Consider the following 19,081-nt stretch of genomic DNA (forward strand, 5'->3'; position numbering starts at 1 on the left):
GCAAGATAAAAATCTATAAACTCCCCTTGCCCGCCCACTTTACATCACTGAAGAAGAAGCAAATAGCATTGATATAGAGGAAATTAAGACGTTAAGTGTTTGTCCAGACACTTAGCAGTATATTATTCCGCTATTAATATGCATAGCATCGCGAACAACCAAGATAATTAAGTCTGGATGATAGCGATGGGGAACCTGGTAATTGAGCTGGTTATTTAGGAGCGAAGATAGCAAATTAATAATGGGTAATCAGGTGGATTATTCAGGTCATTTAAAATCGTTTGGTTTTATAAGTAGTAATAGACATCCAAAAGGTCGCACGCACTTCGACATTATGGATGTCTCGATTTAATACCAATGGTTATTCTGGTGGTGTACCTTCACAGTTAGACACTACAGCATCAATTTGTACCAAAGCATCCATCGGGATAGCAGAAACACCAACGACAGTTCTTGCTGGAAGAGCGCCTTTGAAGAATGTGCTGTAAACTTCGTTTACAGCATCAAGATCGGCGATGTCTGTAAGTTGAATATTGATTTTAACGGTATCATCAATCACGTGCTCAACGCTTTCTACGATTGCTTTGATATTTTCCAAGCATTGACTCGTCTGCGCTTTAATACCACCCGCGACAATTTCATTGGTTTTAGGATCTAAAGGCAATTGACCTGCAACATGATTGTAATGAGAGAAAGCAACAGAGTGTGAATATGGCGCTTTTGGTGCATTTTCAGTATTGTTTGCTTCGATGACAAGTAGGCTAGTATCTTCAGGCAGCTGTGGCGGCGTACCATCGCCGTGTGATACTGCGGTATCAACTTGTACTAGTGCGCCCATCGGTAAAGCTGCAGCATTAACGATTGTACGTGCTGGCACATAGCTGGGGAAAAATTTAGCACAAACTTCATTTACCGCTTCAGCATCGGCGATGTCTGTAAGGAAGATAGTTGTTTTAACAACATCATCCATCACGTGATCGATACTTTCTAAAATGGCTTTGATGTTGTTTAAACACTGTGCTGCCTGCTCTTTTATACCACCCGTTACCATTTCGCCCGTTTTAGGATCAACAGGCAATTGAGATGCAAGGTTGTTGTAATGAGAAAAAGCGACTGTTTGTGTGTGTAGCCCCTTTGGCGCATTGTCAGTGTTTCTTGCTACCTTAACCAAGGCGCAAGGCGCTTGCGGTGCAGTGCCTTCGCCGTTTGAAATAAGAGCTTCAATTTGTACCAAAGCATCAGACATAGGCAAAGCAGCGACTGCAACTGTCGTACGTGTCGGCAGATAATCTTGGAAGAAGCTTGTATATACTTCATCTACCGCGTCCACATCTGAAATGTTTTTAAGGAATACAGTGATTTTAACAACATCGTCCATCACATGGTCGATACTTTCTACAATCGCTTTAATATTTGTTAAGCACTGCGCCGCCTGATCTTTTACACCACCCACGATGATCTGACCTGTTTTAGGGTCTAGCGGTAATTGCGCTGAAATATTGTTGTAATGAGAAAAAGCGACTGTTTGACTAGATACATTGCTTATTGGTGCGTTTTTGGTGTTTCTTGATACTTTGATGATATCGTTGCTCATATCGATAAGCTCCTATTTGATATAGATTTCACGTGGATTACACGTTTAATTACATTTGGAATGATTAAATTGATGAATTAAATTTGTTTAAAAGCAGTGATAACCAGCAGTACTAAACTGCTGGTTAATCAGGTATTTATCTGTTCAGTTAGTTTAAGAAAATTATTTATTGTAGTACTCAAGAATACAGTCCGTTTCAATTGATGTACCAGAAGTACCTGCAAGGATCTTATCTAGTTCATACAGGGAACCAATTACCGCTTTGTTGCCTGTTTGTTTTACAAACTTACATACGGCGTCAACTTTTGGCCCCATAGATCCTGCGGGGAAGTCATACTTACGCAAATCAGCATAAGAAATTTTCTTAATACTTCTTTGCTCTGGAGTACCATAGTTTTCGCACACATCACCGTCAGTTAATATGATAAATAGGTCTGCTTCGATCATTTCTGAAATCATTTCCGCGGTATAATCTTTATCGATAACGCATTCAACACCGTTAAGTTTACCTTCGTCATTTCTATAGACAGGAATACCACCACCACCACCCGCGATGACAATGTTGCCAGCGGATAACAAAGTATTAATCTGCGGGATTTCTAAGATATCCTTAGGCTTAGGTGACGCTACGACTTGTCTATAATATTCTCCATCTGGCTTATATTGAAGATTAGGTCTGTCTTGCATAATTTTGCGAGCTTCTTCTTCACTATAAACAGGGCCTACAAATTTAGTCGGATTTTCGAATGCAGGATCGCCTTTTTCAACCAGTGTTTGAGTAATTACGCTGATTGGGCTACAAGCATTGTTTGCATTCAACAGTTCTTGCTGTAATAAACAGCCAATCATTCCACATGTCTCAGCACTTAAAACATCCATTGGATAGGGCAAGATATGAGGTTTAACTTCATGGTATGTGGCATTTTGTTCCATTAACATGCCAACTTGCGGACCATTACCATGAACGATTACCAGCTCATTGCCCTCCGATATTTGCACAATACTTGCCGATGCATCTTTAATATTATTAAGTTGATTCTCTAATGTTTGATCTTGGCTACGCTGAAGCAGTGCATTACCACCTAAAGCTAATACTATTTTCATAATGACTTTCCTAATTATTTACCTAATTCTTTACCTAAGTATTCCAACGCACAGATTCGCTATTGGAATTGAATTGGTCACTGAGATGACAGCTTAAGCAAGTAACAATTTGTTGTTACTTGCTCGGTTAGTCATAGGCTTATAGTTGGCTTAAGAAACCTTCAATTTTTTCTTTATGCATTGCTTCAGTTTCGGCCGAAGCAGTAATGTTATGTTTATGCGTGAAGTAAACTAAAATCGCCATTTGTGCTGTTAGGCGGTTTTCAGCTTCATCAAATGCAACTGAATAATTACTTTCGAGTGCACCACGTGTGACTTCTTCTTTGTCGTTTGCAGGTAAGCAATGTAACAACATTGAGCCTGGTTTCGCTTTCGCCATAAGTTCTTCTGTGATCACATAATCAGGCATAAAGGCAGCAAGACGCTCTTCTTTTTCATCATATTGAGTAACCCAGTAGAAGCTGTCACCGTAAACAACATCACACTCTTTGATTGCGTCTACATCATCGGTAATTTCAATACGTCCACCAGACTCAGCACAGTAAGTCTCTGCTAAATCAACCCACTCTTTTTCCATTTGATATTTTTTAGGACCAATTTGCTTAAAGCCCATGCCATATTTAGCGCACGTTAGCATCAGAGAACGACATACATCGGTTGCATCACCCATGAAAGCCAGCGTTAAATCAGAGAGTTGACGACCATCTGTGATGTGCTCTTTAATGGTAAATAAATCAGCTAACATTTGAGTCGGGTGGAAGCGAGTATCTAGTCCGTTAATGACAGGAACAGTCGCCATGTCAAGCAGTCCGTCTAGTGTTTCAGGGCTATTTGTTCTTGCCATAATGATGTCACACATACGAGATAGCACACGTGAAGTATCATGAATCGACTCTTTACCGCCGAGGTGAATGTCTTTAGGAGACAAGAATAAAGCGTGACCGCCTAATAAAGTTGCCGCTACTTCAAACGATACACGAGTACGCGTTGAACCAGCTTCAAAAATCATGCCTACTGATTTACCTTTGAAAAGCTGAGGGATAGCATTGTCTTCTCTCGCTTTTTTCAAGTAACTCATCAGTTCCATCATGTTATCCATCTCTTTCACTGAGAAGTCTTTCATTGATACCATATGTTCTAGGTTTACTTTGTTAAGTTCGGTCGCACTTGATGATGGTAGTTTCATATTACATTCCTATTTATTTGATAAATGATAATTAAATTTCGATGGAATAATTATCTATTTATTTTATAAAAAAATATCAAACCAGAATCAAATATCCGTTTTGTCAGTTAATTCCCCTAGAATATTCAGTTGCAAATCACAAATATTGGCCATTGAAATAAAGATATTTCGATAAGGTGTTTCAATCATGGCCTGACAGCAATTAGGGGTTTATTTATAAATAGCCACTCATCGCACTCCTCATTATTTGATCAGAATCAATGTTCTCAATTCGTAACTTAAATCAACGCAAATACAAATGACCGCTCACTATTCTGCCCGAATAAACACAGTAAAAATCGATAAGTGATTCTCATAACACTACCCAGCCAGCAACTCTGATTGAATAGAGGCATCTTAAAATTCTGATATTAAACACACTACTTTTTATTTACGGAGAACATGATATGGAATCTACAACATCAAAAGGTAAAATGGGGGTAACCAGTTTAGCCCTCTTTAGTCTCTGCGCTGTTATTGTCGTCGACACATTAACGGCATCAGCATCTATTGGCGTTAGCTCTATTGGTTGGTGGCTAGTCATCTTTGTTATTTTTGTTATTCCTTACGGATTAATCACCTCAGAACTCAGTACTACTTACCCAGGTGATGGCGGTATTTACGATTGGGTAAAACAAGCTTACGGCTATAAATGGGCAGTTAGAACAACTTGGTTCTATTGGGTAAATGTTGGTTTATGGATGCCAGCCGTTTACATCATGTTTGCCGGTATGTTCGCTGAATTATTCATGCCAGATCTCTCCATGGTTTGGCAAATATCTATTTGTATCGTATTAACTTGGTTAACAATTTTAATTTGTAACCTGTCTGTTGATGTGGGCGTATGGGTAACAAATATTGGCGCTATATTAAAAATCACCGTGATATCAGTACTGGGTTTTGGTGGCTTTATTTACGCAGCCCAAAACGGCGTGGCCAATGAATTCACTTTCGCAGCAATGATGCCATCACTTGATACTGGCGCAGCCTTCTTACCCGCATTAGTATTTAACCTCATGGGTTTTGAACTGGTCGCGACCATGTCAAAAGAAATGAAAGATGTGCGTGACATGCCTAAGTCTATTTTCTTAGCCGCAGGCATCACTTCATTCTTGTATATTCTTGGTACTATCGGTATTTTAATGGCATTACCTGTTGAATCTATTGGCCTTGTTGCTGGTATCACCGATACATTAAAAGTATTATTTGGTGACAGTGCAATGGGTCAAGCCATGGTATATATCGTTGGCACGATGGCACTATTAACCTTCGTGGGTAACATGGTGACATGGACAATGGGCGCAAGCCGTGCAGCGGCAGAAGCAGCAGGCGAAGGTGAATTACCTGAGGTCTTTGGGGTGATGTCTAAAAAACACGGTACACCACTTGGTGCTAACAACATTACCGGTATCGTATCAACGGTAGTGATCTTGGCTTACGCATTGTTTGCACAAGACAGTGATGAATTATTCTGGTCTGTATTTGCATTTTCAAGCTGCGTATTCTTATTACCTTACCTCTTTATGTTTCCTTCATACATCAAACTACGCATTACCGATGGCGACCGTGAACGCCCATTCAAAGTGCCTGGTAGCCTAATGACACAATGGGTCTTAGCCATCGTGTGCTTCTTAGTGATAGTGCAAGCCGTTATATTATTTATCTTCCCAGATCTAATGACATTGAGCGTTGATTGGGCATATACCGGACCCGTTGCTATTGGTATTGCGATCACGGTTTTAATTGGTGAAGTACTACTAAAACGCGCAACCAACAACAAAGCATTACAACTTGAAACATCAGCGAGCTAATACCAGCCGAACAAACTAAAGGAACAAGAATCATGAGTAAAAAATTACACACAATACCAGCACTTGATAACTTTAGAATGCCAGGCGAGCAAGAGGCTCACGAAGGTATTTGGATGGCATGGCCAGAACGCACTGATAACTGGCGCTTTGGCGCAAAGCCAGCGCAACATGCCTTTGCTGAAGTGGCGAAAGCCATTGCAAAAAAAACCAAAGTAACCATGGTAGTGACAGCAGATCAATACGATAACGCCAGAGGACGTTTACCAGAGCATATTCAACTCATTGAAATGACGACTGATGATTCTTGGATGCGTGATATTGGTCCGTCATATGTGGTAAATGATAAAGGCGTCAGACGTGGGATTGACTGGGAATTCAATGCATGGGGAGGCTTAGTTGACGGGCTTTACTCTCCTTGGGACAAAGATGATGCTGTCGCTAAAAAAGTATGTGAAATACTCGAGGATGATAGCTATAGAGCGCCTATCGTACTTGAAGGGGGATCTATTCATGTTGATGGCGAAGGTACATTATATACCACCGAAGAGTGTCTGTTGCACCCAAGCCGTAACCCTGATTTATCTAAAGCAGACATTGAGCAAGTATTAAAAGATCACTTATCAATCGAAAAAGTAATTTGGCTACCACTGGGTTTATACAATGATGAAACCAATGGTCACGTCGATAACATTATGCACGTTGTGGCGCCAGGTGAAGTGGCATTAACATGGTGTGAAGATCCTTCAGACCCACAATATGCAATTTCACGGAAAGCATTAGATGCGCTAGAAACGGCAACGGATGCAAAAGGGCGTAAGATTAAAGTACACAAATTACCACTACCTGGGCCGCTTTACTTCACCGAAGAAGAGGCGAATGGCATTGATATGTGTGATGGTATGGCGCGTGAGCCAGGCGAGCGTTTAGCGGCTTCATATGCAAACTACCTCATCTCGAACAAACACATTATTTATCCATTGCTGGATGAGAAAACGGATGATATGGCACGGGATAAGCTTGCTGAACTATATCCTGGTTATGAACTGACAGGTGTCGCAGCCAGAGAGATCTTGCTAGGTGGTGGCAATATTCACTGTATTACTCAGCAGATACCAAAATTATAAAAGTGGTTGAATAAACTGAAATTAATGACATAAATAAATATAAACGGAACCTTAGTGTTCCGTTTATATTTTATAAGATAGGCGTTAATTAGATACCGTAGTTTTCACGGTATGTTTTTACAGTTTCCAGGTGTTGTTGCATTTCTGGCTTATCCGCTAAGAAACTAACAAGGTCGCCCAACGTCACGATTGATAATACTTTACAGCCATAATCACGTTCAATTTCTTGAATTGCCGATAACTCGCCTTTGCCTTTTTCTTGGCGGTCTAGAGCGATTAATACACCAGAAAGTTCAGCTTTATGCGCTTGGATAATATCCATTGATTCACGGATTGCAGTACCCGCAGTGATCACGTCATCAACCAATACGATACGACCTTCCAGTGCAGAACCCACTAATGAACCACCTTCGCCGTGGTCTTTTTTCTCTTTGCGGTTAAAGCAGTAAGGTGCATCTATGTCATGATGATCGTTCAGCGCTACAACAGTTGTTGTCGCGATTGGGATACCTTTGTAGGCAGGACCAAATACCACATCGTATTCGATACCAGAATCAACTAAAGCGGCTGCATAGAAACGACCAAGACGTGATAAGTCACGACCCGTGTTAAACAAACCAGCGTTGAAGAAATAAGGGCTAGTACGACCAGACTTTAGTGTGAATTCACCAAATTTAAGCACTTCTTTTTCTAAAGCAAACTCAATAAACTCGCGTTGGTAATCTTTCATCGTTTTCCCCTATTATGAATAATTAGATATTATGGCTAAAAGCCACTTCACCTAAAAAGCCTAATAATACGGGGAATATTATTAGGCAATTAACCTTGTTAGCGCGCGGCGACTAACGCTAAGCGCCGCTATTCTAACAAGCTTTACACTTTAATCAAGCTATCACCGAGGGCTTTCTTTTGCTCTATAATAATCTGCTCTATGCCGTCTTTTGCTAACGCCAGCATGGCTAGCATTTCTTCGTGGCTAAACGGTTCGCCTTCAGCAGTACCTTGGATCTCGATAAATTTACCGGTATCAGTCATCACCACATTCATGTCTGTTTCAGCGTCAGAATCTTCTGGGTAATCTAAATCGCACACCGCTTCACCTTTATAGATACCAACAGACACAGCTGCGATCATAAATTTGATTGGGCTAATCTTTAATTTACCTTTACGGATCAAAAATTCAATGGCATCAGCCAATGCCACACAAGCGCCAGTTATAGCCGCAGTACGCGTACCGCCGTCTGCTTGAATAACATCACAATCGATTAAAATAGTGTGTTCACCTAATGAGCCAAGGTCGATACAAGCACGTAATGAACGCGCGATCAGACGTTGAATTTCCATAGTGCGTCCAGTTTGCTTACCCCGTGCCGCTTCACGATTCATACGTTTGTGCGTCGAGCGCGGTAACATGCCGTATTCAGCAGTAACCCAACCTTGGCCTTTACCTTTTAAGAAACGTGGAACACCGTTTTCAACAGTCGCAGTACACAATACTTTCGTATCTCCGAATTCAACTAATACAGAACCTTCTGCATGCGCGGTAAAGTTACGGGTAATTGTTACAGGTCGAATTTGACCTAATGTTCTTTGACTTGGGCGCATTATTTTAACTCTTCATTGATGATTGGCCAATATTATATGAGCTAAGCTAAACTATCGCTATAGCAAGTTGTAATAACCTACAGGTATAATTGGCTTAATTTACTTTAATTAACGGATTCAACATGATTCACAGTATGACGGCATATGCCCGTAAAGAGTTTAAAGGTGATTGGGGTACAGCAGTATGGGAGATCCGTTCGGTTAACCAACGTTACCTCGAAACGTACATCCGACTACCTGAGCAATTCCGTGGTTTAGAAGCTGTACTACGTGAACGTTTCCGTAAACAATTACAACGCGGTAAAGTTGAATGTAACCTGCGTTTTGAAGCAAATTCTGCCAACAGCGGTGAATTACAGTTAAATGAAGCGTTAGCTGAAAAATTAATTGAAAGCGCCAACTGGGTATCTAAAAAAGCCGGTAAAGCGAAATTAAACCCAGTAGATATCCTGCGCTGGCCTGGCGTGATGGAAGCTGCAGAAAAAGACATGGGTGAGTTATCAACTGACCTATTAAGCTTTTTCGACGAAACACTGATCGAATTCCTTGATTCTCGCGCTTCTGAAGGTGAGAAACTACAAGCAATGCTAGAGCAACGCCTAACAGGTATTTCCGAGCAAGCGGATTTCGTGGAAGGTAAAATGCCTGAGATCATCGAATGGCAACGTGCACGTATTCAAAAGAAATTCAGCGATGCGAAAATCGAACTTGATGAAACGCGCGTAGAACAAGAACTTATCTTAATGGCGCAGAAGTTAGATGTGGCTGAAGAGATTGACCGTTTAAATGCCCACGTGACTGAAACACGTAGCATCTTAGCCAAAGGTGGCGCTTGTGGCCGTCGTCTGGATTTCATGATGCAAGAATTCAATCGTGAATCAAATACATTAGGTTCAAAATCGATTAGTACTGATATTACTAAGTCTGCGGTTGAGCTTAAAGTATTGATTGAGCAAATGCGCGAGCAGTTACAAAACATTGAGTAACACTCACTAAACATTAGCTTAATTACAGGCGATAACTTTTGTTATCGCCTACTTTCCAATACTCTAGCGCTAACTGAGCCTTTAAACCTCTCGATAAACTCAGCTTTCTTTCTCCTGCAATAACTTTCAATATCATCATCACGTTGAAATAAATCCTCACAGACATACACGGGATTAAATGCTGAATATATAAGCATGTATAAACATTCATATTTAAAATATCGATAAAATACCCTACCATGCCCAACTATTTTTTAAGAAGTAAGGGTAGCAACCTTGTTACATAGTATCTATTTTGCAGTGAGAATGTTCATCGTTTCGTTTGTCGTGTTAACCGTGATGTTTCATTACATATTTTCCGCAAGTACGCTTGAAGATGAACAATCAGCAATACATCAAACCATGAACGATCTCTCTGATGCCCTACTCGAACTATCTAACATCATCGTTATAGCAGAGAATGAAGAACTCGCATCATCAACATCACTGAATAAAAGATCTTACATTTATATGAGTAAGGCAGAGGTCGAGCCTGAAACAAGCACTGATGCCGGAACGGTAGATCTACTTTCTCAATATAAAAATGCCCTCGACCGTTTAGGCTTCATTACCACATCGTCTATTTCTGGTAACTTCATGATTAAAGACTGGCAAGCCCACAGTGTTTTATATCGACGGAAATTAGAGCCGAGTGTAGTGAGTACTATTTTTGACTCAACTCGCTGCCGAGAACTCAATATTTGCAAAACCAAAGTGAACAAGTACCGCGTTAGTTATATGCATGAAGACGCGCTCTCCGGTAATAAATTATTTACTATATTTAAAGGCGTGAATGAGCATATTGATATCGGTTTTAATGTGCACTTAAACAGTAACTCTTATTATGACGATAAGAACATATCTATCATGCCGCCTAACACCAAAAAAAATCAAAAGAATTATGTTATCTCGGTTAAATATGCAGATTATCCCGATTCTTTATTATTTTATAGAAGTGAATATGCTGATATTGCAGATGGCATAATAGTGATAGTACAAATACCATTTTTATATGTACTTGATATACCTTTGAAATTTTCAGGTATATTATCTTTTTTCATCGCAATTTCAATTTTTTACTTTCATTTCATTCAACGCATTACCTGTGAGTCTGAACTGCATAAAGAAAAATCCATGATCGATACGCTCACAAAAGCCTATAACCGACGTTATTTTGATTACTACAGTGAAGCAACTTCGTCAGGGGTATTGGCCGTTATCGATGGCAATAAAATAAAAGAAATTAATGACACCTTAGGTCACTCTGCAGGTGATAGCGCGATTAAATTGCTTGCGTCATCGGCTCAAGAAATAATAAGAGACGAAGATTACTTAATTAGAAGCGGTGGCGATGAATTTGTTATTTTGTTGAATGACTGCCCGACAATAGAAATTGCCACAGAGATCATCGAAAAAATACAAAACAGAATAATCCAAAAGTCTAAATACAAGAAAGAATTTAGAGAGCATAAGATTTCCTTTGCCTATGGTTTAACCCCTTATTCAGAAGGTGATCTATATGATGAAATAATCGAGATGGCTGATTTTTATATGTATGAAAATAAGAACAAGTAAGCTGACTAGCAAAGCCATGGATTAAAATTCATGGCTAATAAAAAAGGCGATAACTTTCGTTATCGCCTTCTATCAATCATTCACTATCTCATTGCAACTTAGTATTTCTTAAGTATCTCGATAATGTCAGCGTGGTTGTCCGCGGCGATGATAGCTTCAATATCATCATCGTTTTGGAATAACTCAGCCAGTGCCATAATGGTATTAATATGACTGTCAGAATCCATGGCAGCTAAAGTGATTGAGAAGTACACATCACCATTATCTGTCGAACCCAAATCAACACCATTTTTAAACACCGTCAGTTGTAATCCAGCTTCATTGACGCCATCTTCAGGGCGCGCATGCGGCATGGCAATCTTAGGTGCTAATACATAATACGGACCAATTTTTTCATGTGTCGCTTTAATCGCTTCAACATAACTTGCTGCTATTTTACCGTTTGCCAACAGGGTAGAACAAGTTAAGTCTAATGCAGCATCGACAGTCATATTTTCTTCAGTCGTAATAACAATGCCGTCATTACCAATTAAATCAAATAGGCTCATGACACCATCCAACCAAGAACAAGGCCAACAACACCAAAGTCAAAATCTGCAAACGTTGTTGCTTCAAGACCTAGACCACCAAGCACAGGTAGCAATAACATCGGCAAGACTGAAATACACAGACCTTGAGCGAAAGAACCTAACATTGCACCGCGTAAACCACCGGTTGCGTTACCGTAAACACCAGCAGCGCCACCAACGAAAAAGTGAGGTACAACGCCAGCAACAATGACTGTCCAACCAAGTGCGCCTTGGATGCCCATCGTCAGAAGACCAGCTGCAAATGAGCATAAGAAACCAATCAAAACCGCATTAGGTGCCATAGGGAATACCATAGGGCAATCAAGTGCAGGCTTCGCGCCAGGAACTAAGGTATCTGAAATACCTTTAAATGCAGGCACGATCTCTGCAATCAGCATCTTCACACCTTGCAGTACTATGTATACACCACCGGCAAAGGTTAACGATTGCATAAACGTAAACACAACCCAGTTTTGCCCACCTGACACTGTTTCAACAAACTCACCACCGGCGAAAATAGAGGCAAGTGAGAAAAATATAGCCATTGTTGTTGCTACAGCAACGGGAGTATCACGTAAAAACATCAGGCTTTTTGGCATTTGGATGTCTTCTGTCGATTTAGACGTATCACCAAATTTACTGCCAATATAACCAGATACAACATAAGACAAGGTAGAGAAGTGGCCAATCGCAAGTTGGTCTGTGCCCATCACTTTTTCAGTATATCGCTGACCAATTGCAGGCATGATCACCATCAACGAGCCAACAATCGTGGCACCGAACGCAATCAGTGCTGTACCGGTAATGCCCGCGGTTGATAAAATTACCGCAACCAACATTGACATAAACATAGTGTGATGGCCGGTTAAGAAAATATATTTCAACGGCGTGACACGCGCTAAAATAATATTCACCACGAATGCGAAGAACATAATGAGTGCCATTTCATAACCAAACGCTTGTTGTGCTAATGCCACAATTGCTTCGTTATTTGGAATAACACCTTGTACACCAAAAGCTTCAGTAAATACCACAGAGAAATTATTCAGTGCGCCAACTAGCGCGCCAGCACCAAAACCTAGGATTAGGAATCCCATTACGGTTTTAATAGTGCCTTTTAAAATCGTAGAAACATCTGCTTTTTGTGCCACTAAGCCGATAAAAGCAATAAGGCCAACCATGATTGCAGGCTCTTTTAATAAGCCGAGCATGAATTCAAAAAAGTTAATCATAATGTTAGCCTTAGATGAAAGTTTTTAGTTGTGCTTCGATAGATGCTTTGTCGAAAATATTAACTAGTTTGATAATATTCACCTTACCCGCTTCTTCTAGCTGCGTAGCAACGTCTGTTGCCGCAACCCAAATATCTGCTTGGCTTGATGCTGCAGAAGATAAATCTTCGTGATCAATTTCAGCTTCAAGACCTAATTTTTTCACCACATCTTTAACAGCCATTTCCATCATTAATGACGTGCCCAAACCGTTACCGCATACAACTAATATTTTTTTCATGATATTTGATCTCTATTTGGGTTAACGCTACTGCAAAATTGCATTGGCTAACATGTATGGCTGGAGCATAACTGAATGAGGCGAAATCAAATAAGATTTACGTCACAAAACCACAATGAACTTGCGACGCAGATCTCTAAAACGGGTATTTGTATTAGAAGTGTGATTTGTAACATAAAAAATGAAAGGCAAAGACGAGAAAAGATTTTAGCTTATTTACACAGAGGTACTAAAAAACAAAGAGGCAAGGTAAAAATCAAAAATATCAATACCTTAAAGATTTATCAATGACATATTAATAGTTTCACTTACCATAATCAGTCAACATTTTCTTAACCATAGTATTAACACTTTTGTTGCGTTTTGTTAAATCTTTCAATGAGGTAGGCGCACTTGTAGCTGATTTTAGACTTTCTATTTCCGCCGACTTATCTTTCATCTTTTGTACTGCAGGCAGTAGCATGCGGATCTCTTCATTTTGCTCATTGGTCATTAACACGATGTTTTCAGATTCGACTTTGGTAATCGTCAACCAACCATGTTTGATTGAGTGCACTCGTTCGCCAACCATAATAGATTCAGGCGGAATGTCACGATCAGGCACATTACCACTTCTTAATTTAGTTGCGCTAATAGCACGAATATTACCGGTGTTTTCAAACGCGACAATCACAGTATGGCAATTATAATATTCAACAATATTCACATAACCATATTTATTGGTTTTAAATTTAGCTCCGTTGTACATGTCCTGTGGAGCAGCCATCTTTTTCACTATTTAGTTCCTTTATACGTTTAGATGATGAATTGATTGGTGATAATTATCTAACCATTGTTAAATAGATGATAGCACAACCGCTGAAACGAATAATCACAATAAAAGTTCACCGCTCGCTAGATCAAGTAGCAACTTCTTGTTTTTTAGGAACTCATTCGGGCAAAATTCGAATAAATTACTATCAGGAAAGTCATTGCGGTAAAGCTATTGCGATGGAGTTTATTCTTCTGCCGATAATTTCTTTAACCGCTTACTTAACGCTGGCTGAGAGATCCCAAGCAAACGAGCCGCTAGCGACTGATTGCCCTTGGCACGTTTCATCGCCTCATCAACCAAGAAATCGGTAGATTGTTTTAAGGTAGGCAAGGTAGAAAACCCACTAAATAGCGGTTCAGTCTGACGAGCTAATGCATTAACTTCAGGCAGGGTATCGATAACTTTTTTAAATGCCTGCATCGACAATATACCGGACTGATGGGTACTCATCGCATCATAAGCCATTGCCCGTAATTCCCTTATATTCCCGGGAAAATCATAATTATCGAGTAACAACAGCAGTTCAGCGGGTATCGTCGCCATCGGTTTAGCAAACTCACTGGCCGCCAGAGCCAGGAAATGTTCCAGCAACAGCGGGATGTCTGCTTTGCGTTCTTTCAAGGCTGGAATATCTACGTGATGTATTTTCAGTCGGTAATATAAATCATTACGAAACTTGCTCTGATCCTTCTTTTTGTGTAAATCCTGATGCGTGGCAGCAATGACCCTGGCGTTGATTCTTTTTGGTATGTCACTGCCAACGGGGTAATACTCGCCCTCTTGCAACAGACGTAATAACTTAACTTGTGAGGCCATGCTTAAATCGCCAATCTCATCAAGGAATAGCGTGCCACCGGATGCACACTCAATCATGCCTTGTCGGGCCTTATCTGCCCCCGTGAAAGCACCACGTTTATGACCAAATAAGGTATCAGCAAACAAGTTATCATCGAGCCCGGCAACATTGACACAAACCAGCTCCCCCAAACAACCGCTGGTTTCATGAATTGCACGGGCGATTAATTCTTTACCGACACCGCTCTCCCCGGTGATTAATATCGGTTGTTGGCTCTTGGATATCGATTCGATATATTGGAAGATTGAATGCATTTGATTATCGACGCTGATAATTTTTGCAAATGCTTGGTGCAACGTATTTTTATTGTCGAGCAAGCAACCACGCATCGCTTCATTTTCTAGGCCTAACTCCTGAAATCGGATCACCCGCATGATGCTGCCACCTAAACGCTCAGGCTCTTCTGTTTTAACATGATAATCATAAGCACCCGATTTTATGCATTGCACCGCCGTGGTGATCTGGTTTAATCCACTGATGATAATGACCGATATATGCGGGTATAACTCGACGATTTGGAGCAGTAACTCATCCCCCGAAAGGTGCGGCATATTCAAATCAAGTAACACCACCCTGACATTGCCATCCGCCAGTTGTCCAAGAACATCTCTGCTGTCTGCACATTGAATAATATTGTTTACCCCGCAATAACGTTCAATCGCAAAACTGATACTGCGTAAAAAACTAACGTCGTCATCGCAAATTAACACCTGAAAAGCCGGATATAGACTGGGGCTCATAATGCATCCTCTTTATGTTTTAAGGGCAATGACAGTTTCACTGTTGTACCTTTACCTTCCATGGACCTAAAATCAAGCACACCTTGATGATCTCTGACGATACCAGCCGAAACCGATAAGCCTAATCCCATCCCGCCCTGCTCTCGCTTGCTAGTAAAAAATGGGTCGGTTAATTTACTTAAATCATCTTCGTTTATACCAATACCATGATCTGTAATGGTAAAAACAACATGCTGCTGTGCATCGTCATATAAGGTTCTGATACTAATTTTTTGTTCTTTATCATTCAATGCCTGACAAGCATTAAGGATCAAATTAATAATCACTTGTTCAATGCGTTGCCCCGAGCCCTTAAAAAGCGGCAGGTTATCACTGTAATGCACCTCAAAATCATTCGTCGATTGCTTGATCTGATTGGCGACTAAACGCATTGATACTTCGACTAATTTGTTTAAATCAAGTAACTCGTTAAGCTCGAGATCGGAGCTATCTTTACTGGCAAAGTGTTTTAAATCTTCGACTATGGCCCTAATTTTTCGACTGGCAATATGCATATCTTCCAGGGTTTCCGGAAACATTGTTTTCAACCGAGTATAATCGACCCCAGCTAACATCAAGCCGCCTTGCTCTGCCTGGTACTCATCTAATATTTCTTCAATTTGTTTAAATACATCTCTAACAAAAGGAAAATTGAGGGTTAAGATCCCGCAAGGGTTGTTGATCTCATGCGCGACACCCGAGACTAAGACGCCCAAAGACGCCATTTTGTCGGCATGCAGCAATTGCAATTGTTGGGCTTTCAGCTCTTGGGTTCGGCTTTCTACCTTTTTGCGCAATGCTCTATTCCAGATAGCGATACCAGTGCTAACAAAAATCAACATCACCGCAATAGCGGCAGCAATTAAACCGAACCGAGTCCAAGGCGAGCGTTGTAATGCACCAAACCACTTTTCATAAATGGCTTGCTGACGCCCGGTATTTTTCAAAATAGCCAACCCCTGGGAAAATTTAGACAGCAATTCTTCATTGCCCTTTTTTACCGCATAGCCATATTTATTGGTCCCTTCAATGCTGTAGACGGGTTTAATATTTGATAAACCAAGTTCTTGACTCAAGTACAAGCCCGGCAAATTAGACACTACGGCATAATCATGTTTACCGGAAGCCAGTAAGCGCAGGGCATCAGCATGAGTATCAACCGGGATCAGTTCAATCAGCTTATCGACGTTCACTAACAAATCATACATGGAGCCGTTACGCTGCACGATAACTTGATGATTTTTCAAACCGGCTAAAGACTCGAGAATGGGGCGGTCATTACGGGCAAACACCGACTGATTTACAAAGGTGTGGGGGCTAAATGCATAAAGGTGCGTGCGTTGTTTTGAGGCGGCCATGCCTTGTACAATATCAATTTCACCGCGATCAAATAATTCACGGATCTCCCCCCATGTACCGAGCCGGAATTCAATATCCATGCCCATAACCGCGGCAATCTCTTGGCTGAGTTCGACATTATAGCCACTACTTACTCCATCTTTATCAATAAACTCATAGGGTGGATAATCATAATCACCGCCAATAATAATACGCTTACTTGTTACAGTGGTTTCATCTGCCATGACAGAAAAAACAGCCACACAGCAGAACCACAAGCTCTTTAGCATGCTCCGGATAACGTCAAATGATTCACGGTGATTATTAGTTCTCAAATTATATTCGCAACCCTGATTGTTTTAATAAGTATAATATTCTTGAGGCACTGCGCAAACTGCAAGGCAATGCCATCATAGTTAGTATAGTGTTAGCTAGAGTGTGATCCTACGGTAGTCACGATACCTCGGTAACCAAAAATTTTCTTCGATCGCTGCCGCAAGTTGTTTATCGCTTAGTCGCAATGCCCAACCTTGTTGAATAGCTACCTTTGCAACAGCAAATGCGATGCGCTTACTTAACTGAGCAATATTAGTAATTGGCGGTAATAAACAACCTTCACCGTGGTTAGCCAGCGGCGACTCATTAGCTAAGCATAAGCTCGTCGCCATCAGCATTTCATCCGTTACCCGTTTCGCGCCACAAGCAATGATCCCCAAGCCAAGCCCTGGAAAAATATAGCTATTGTTACATTGAGGAATAATGTAACTCTGACCTTGGTATTCGACTGGTTCAAATGGACTGCCAGTGGCAACAATAGCCTGTCCTTGCGTCCAATTAATTATTTGTTCCGGGGTCGCTTCAACCAGCTTAGACGGATTACTCAGTGGCAGAATAATCGGTTTTTCGCATCCTTGGCGCATCGTTTTAATCACCTGTTCGGTGAATAAGCCTGACTGACCAGAGACACCAATTAACACCGTAGGTTGGGCATTTTTCATCACTTCAAACAATGTGGCATAATCGCCCTGAGTTTGCCATGCTGCCAATGCCTGCGCTGAATGCACCAGTTTTTGTTGGAAATCACGTAACTCAGGCATGCCGTCGGTAAGTAATCCAAAACGGTCAACCATATAAACTTGACTACGCGCTTGTTGCTCGCTAATTCCCTCAGCACGCATTTGCATAATAATTTGCTCTGCAATACCACAACCCGCAGAACCCGCGCCGACAAAGGTCACTCTTTGTTCCGACAGTTTACTGTCATTAGCACGACAGGCCGCTAACAATGAACCGACAGTAACGGCTGCAGTACCCTGAATATCATCATTAAAACAGCATAATTCATCGCGATAACGTTCGAGTAAAGGCATGGCTTTGGGCTGAGCGAAATCTTCAAATTGCAACAATACATTTGGCCAACGACGTTTCACCGCTTGAATGAAACATTCAACAAATTCAAAATATTCATAATTACTGATCCGAGGATGGCTACTGCCCATGTACATCGGATTATCGAGGAGTGACTGATTATTTGTGCCTACATCTAATGTCACGGGCAAGGTATAGGCAGGGCTAATACCACCACAAGCGGTATAAAGAGACAATTTACCAATTGGAATACCCATGCCACCGATGCCCTGATCACCGAGGCCAAGAATGCGTTCACCGTCAGTCACAACGATCACTTTTACTTTATTTTTAGTCGCGTTATGTAAAATATCATCGATTTGGTGACGCTGTTCATAGGAGATAAATAAGCCTCTGGCACAGCGATAAATATCTGAAAATTGCTCGCAGGCATCACCCACAGTTGGGGTGTAAATAATCGGCATCATTTCATCGATATGCTGCTCAATTAAGTGGTAATAAAGTGTCTCATTGGTATCTTGCATACGTCTAAGATAAATGTGCTTGTCGAGCGGTTGTTGAAAACTAGAGTACTGCTGATAAGCCCGCTGCGCCTGCTCTTCAATTGTTTCCACCAAGGGCGGTAATAAACCGTCAAGATTAAAATAAGCGCGTTCTCGTTCGCTAAAAGCACTACCTTTATTCAGTAACGGCGTCTCCAATAATGATGGACCGGCATAGGGTATATATAAGGGGAGATAGGGATTATTGTTGTTCATACTGCAAACCTTAATGAATAAATA

16 protein-coding genes are annotated in these 19,081 nt (G+C 40.9%); 4 read left to right on the top strand and 12 right to left on the bottom strand.

Annotated features, from left to right (window positions below):
* Nucleotides 1-361: 361 nt before the first annotated feature.
* The 3 genes from CXF93_RS06230 to argF form a co-directional block, all read right to left on the bottom strand.
* Nucleotides 362-1,594, bottom strand: coding sequence for a Rid family detoxifying hydrolase (locus CXF93_RS06230; protein ID WP_101061577.1), 1,233 nt, complete (start codon nucleotides 1,592-1,594; stop codon nucleotides 362-364).
* Nucleotides 1,595-1,756: 162 nt separating this feature from the next.
* Nucleotides 1,757-2,698, bottom strand: coding sequence for a carbamate kinase (locus CXF93_RS06235; protein ID WP_101061578.1), 942 nt, complete (start codon nucleotides 2,696-2,698; stop codon nucleotides 1,757-1,759).
* A 139-nt stretch (nucleotides 2,699-2,837) separates the two neighbouring features.
* Nucleotides 2,838-3,884 carry an ornithine carbamoyltransferase gene (gene argF / locus CXF93_RS06240; protein WP_101061579.1) on the bottom strand — a complete coding sequence of 349 codons (1,047 nt, stop codon included), beginning with the start codon at nucleotides 3,882-3,884 and terminating at the stop codon, nucleotides 2,838-2,840.
* 446 nt (nucleotides 3,885-4,330) lie between these two features.
* Between argF and CXF93_RS06245 the strand changes: the two genes are divergently transcribed.
* Nucleotides 4,331-5,734 (top strand): APC family permease, encoded by a 1,404-nt coding sequence (locus tag CXF93_RS06245; protein ID WP_101061580.1) that lies wholly within the window; start codon nucleotides 4,331-4,333, stop codon nucleotides 5,732-5,734.
* Between the two features lie 32 nt (nucleotides 5,735-5,766).
* The gene (gene aguA / locus CXF93_RS06250; protein WP_101061581.1) at nucleotides 5,767-6,858 is read left to right on the top strand and encodes an agmatine deiminase; all 1,092 of its coding nucleotides are present in this window, start codon (nucleotides 5,767-5,769) and stop codon (nucleotides 6,856-6,858) included.
* A gap of 88 nt (nucleotides 6,859-6,946) precedes the next feature.
* Here aguA and pyrE read toward each other — a convergent pair whose 3' ends face one another.
* Nucleotides 6,947-7,588, bottom strand: a complete 642-nt coding sequence (gene pyrE / locus CXF93_RS06255) for an orotate phosphoribosyltransferase (RefSeq protein ID WP_101061582.1) — start codon at nucleotides 7,586-7,588, stop codon at nucleotides 6,947-6,949.
* Between the two features lie 143 nt (nucleotides 7,589-7,731).
* Nucleotides 7,732-8,463: a ribonuclease PH gene (rph, locus tag CXF93_RS06260; protein ID WP_101061583.1), complete on the bottom strand. Its 732-nt coding sequence runs from the start codon at nucleotides 8,461-8,463 to the stop codon at nucleotides 7,732-7,734.
* A gap of 122 nt (nucleotides 8,464-8,585) precedes the next feature.
* On the opposite strand from rph, the gene CXF93_RS06265 reads away from it, so the two are divergent.
* Both CXF93_RS06265 and CXF93_RS06270 read left to right on the top strand, forming a co-directional pair.
* Nucleotides 8,586-9,449 (top strand): YicC/YloC family endoribonuclease, encoded by an 864-nt coding sequence (locus CXF93_RS06265; RefSeq protein ID WP_101061584.1) that lies wholly within the window; start codon nucleotides 8,586-8,588, stop codon nucleotides 9,447-9,449.
* A 276-nt stretch (nucleotides 9,450-9,725) separates the two neighbouring features.
* The gene (locus CXF93_RS06270; RefSeq protein ID WP_101061585.1) at nucleotides 9,726-11,063 is read left to right on the top strand and encodes a GGDEF domain-containing protein; all 1,338 of its coding nucleotides are present in this window, start codon (nucleotides 9,726-9,728) and stop codon (nucleotides 11,061-11,063) included.
* Nucleotides 11,064-11,161: 98 nt separating this feature from the next.
* Here the strand turns inward: CXF93_RS06270 and CXF93_RS06275 are convergent, their stop codons facing one another.
* The 7 genes from CXF93_RS06275 to CXF93_RS06310 form a co-directional block, all read right to left on the bottom strand.
* Nucleotides 11,162-11,611: a PTS sugar transporter subunit IIA gene (locus CXF93_RS06275; RefSeq protein ID WP_198551606.1), complete on the bottom strand. Its 450-nt coding sequence runs from the start codon at nucleotides 11,609-11,611 to the stop codon at nucleotides 11,162-11,164.
* Complete coding sequence (locus CXF93_RS06280) at nucleotides 11,608-12,864, bottom strand: PTS ascorbate transporter subunit IIC (RefSeq protein ID WP_101061587.1); 1,257 nt, start codon at nucleotides 12,862-12,864, stop codon at nucleotides 11,608-11,610. Before CXF93_RS06280 ends, CXF93_RS06275 begins: the two co-directional genes overlap by 4 nt.
* A gap of 10 nt (nucleotides 12,865-12,874) precedes the next feature.
* The gene (locus CXF93_RS06285) at nucleotides 12,875-13,144 is read right to left on the bottom strand and encodes a PTS sugar transporter subunit IIB (protein ID WP_101061588.1); all 270 of its coding nucleotides are present in this window, start codon (nucleotides 13,142-13,144) and stop codon (nucleotides 12,875-12,877) included.
* Nucleotides 13,145-13,448: 304 nt separating this feature from the next.
* Nucleotides 13,449-13,919 carry a hypothetical protein gene (locus CXF93_RS06295; protein WP_198551607.1) on the bottom strand — a complete coding sequence of 157 codons (471 nt, stop codon included), beginning with the start codon at nucleotides 13,917-13,919 and terminating at the stop codon, nucleotides 13,449-13,451.
* Between the two features lie 222 nt (nucleotides 13,920-14,141).
* Nucleotides 14,142-15,554, bottom strand: a complete 1,413-nt coding sequence (locus CXF93_RS06300) for a sigma-54 dependent transcriptional regulator (RefSeq protein WP_101061590.1) — start codon at nucleotides 15,552-15,554, stop codon at nucleotides 14,142-14,144.
* Nucleotides 15,551-17,194, bottom strand: coding sequence for a transporter substrate-binding domain-containing protein (locus tag CXF93_RS06305; RefSeq protein WP_198551608.1), 1,644 nt, complete (start codon nucleotides 17,192-17,194; stop codon nucleotides 15,551-15,553). Before CXF93_RS06305 ends, CXF93_RS06300 begins: the two co-directional genes overlap by 4 nt.
* Before the next feature lie 168 nt (nucleotides 17,195-17,362).
* Entirely contained in the window at nucleotides 17,363-19,057 is a 1,695-nt protein-coding gene (locus tag CXF93_RS06310) for an NAD-dependent malic enzyme (protein ID WP_101061592.1), read from the bottom strand.
* Nucleotides 19,058-19,081: the final 24 nt, after the last annotated feature.

Origin of the sequence: Moritella sp. Urea-trap-13, from assembly GCF_002836355.1 — a bacterium.
In the GTDB taxonomy this organism is placed as follows: Bacteria; Pseudomonadota; Gammaproteobacteria; order Enterobacterales; family Moritellaceae; genus Moritella.